The 1,726-nt window shown below is 47.3% G+C and carries 1 rRNA gene; it reads right to left on the reverse strand.

Annotation, left to right across the window (positions count from 1 at the left end):
- A 23S ribosomal RNA gene (locus CWB80_RS15570) occupies positions 1 to 1,519 on the reverse strand; the annotation flags it as partial.
- Between the last annotated feature and the right edge of the window lie 207 nt (positions 1,520 to 1,726).

Consider the following 1,726-nt stretch of genomic DNA (forward strand, 5'->3'; position numbering starts at 1 on the left):
CACCTTAGTGGCTCGTCTCGTGTCTCAGTCTTAGCAACCCGGATTTTCCTAAGTCACCAACCTACTCACTTTCACATGGACAACCAACGCCATGCTTGTTTAGCCTGCTCCGTCCCCCCATCGCAATTATACCAAGTACGGGAATATTAACCCGTTTCCCATCGACTACGCCTTTCGGCCTCGCCTTAGGGGTCGACTTACCCTACCCTGATTAACATGGGATAGGAACCCTTGGTCTTCCGGCGTGCGGGTTTTTCACCCGCATTATCGTTACTCATGTCAGCATTCGCACTTCTGATACCTCCAGCAAACCTCCCGGTACACCTTCAACGGCTTACAGAACGCTCCCCTACCACTCAAACAAAGTTTGAATCCGCAGCTTCGGTGCATAGTTTAGCCCCGTTACATCTTCCGCGCAGACCGACTCGACCAGTGAGCTATTACGCTTTCTTTAAAGGATGGCTGCTTCTAAGCCAACCTCCTGGCTGTCTGGGCCTTTCCACATCGTTTCCCACTTAACTATGACTTTGGGACCTTAGCTGGCGGTCTGGGTTGTTTCCCTCTTCACGACGGACGTTAGCACCCGCCGTGTGTCTCCCGGATAGTACTTTACGGTATTCGGAGTTTGCAAAGGGTTGGTAAGTCGGGATGACCCCCTAGCCTTAACAGTGCTCTACCCCCGTAAGTATTCGTCCGAGGCTCTACCTAAATAGATTTCGGGGAGAACCAGCTATCTCCCGGTTTGATTAGCCTTTCACTCCTAGCCACAGGTCATCCCCTAACTTTTCAACGTTAGTGGGTTCGGTCCTCCAGTTGATGTTACTCAACCTTCAACCTGCCCATGGCTAGATCACCGGGTTTCGGGTCTATACCTTGCAACTATACGCCCAGTTAAGACTCGGTTTCCCTACGGCTACCCTAATCGGTTAACCTCGCTACAAAATATAAGTCGCTGACCCATTATACAAAAGGTACGCAGTCACCCTCGAAGGGCTCCTACTGCTTGTACGTACACGGTTTCAGGTTCTATTTCACTCCCCTCACAGGGGTTCTTTTCGCCTTTCCCTCACGGTACTGGTTCACTATCGGTCAGTTGGGAGTATTTAGCCTTAGATGATGGTCCACCTATATTCAGTCAAAGTTTCACGTGCTCCGACCTACTCGATTTCACTTAAGATGCATTTTCGTGTACGGGACTATCACCCTGTATCGTCAAACTTTCCAGAATGTTCCACTAACACATAATAAGCTTAAGGGCTGGTCCGGTTTCGCTCGCCGCTACTTCCGGAATCTCGGTTGATTTCTGTTCCTACGGGTACTTAGATGTTTCAGTTCTCCGCGTTCGCCTCTTACACCTATGTATTCAGTGTAAGATACCTGCAAGCAGGTGGGTTTCCCCATTCGGAAATCCTAGTCTCAAGCGCTTTTTACTAGCTTGACTAGGCTTATCGCAAGTTAATACGTCCTTCATCGCCTCCAACTGCCAAGGCATCCACCGTGTACGCTTAGTCACTTAACCATACAACCCAAACGGGTCTTTGTTAGTGACAGCTGTTAACTTCGCCAGAAGTTAATTCATCAAATAATGATGAGAATACTAAAGTAGATACCGATTAATCATTGCTGATTAACTGGCATATTTTTTACTTTTGAAAACTCTTTATAGATACGAATATCTATAAGAATTTTAATATCAGCTTTCCAAATTTTTAAAGAGCAAGAGAAT

Source organism: Pseudoalteromonas sp. S1650, assembly GCF_005887195.1.
In the GTDB taxonomy this organism is placed as follows: domain Bacteria; phylum Pseudomonadota; class Gammaproteobacteria; order Enterobacterales; family Alteromonadaceae; genus Pseudoalteromonas; species Pseudoalteromonas simplex.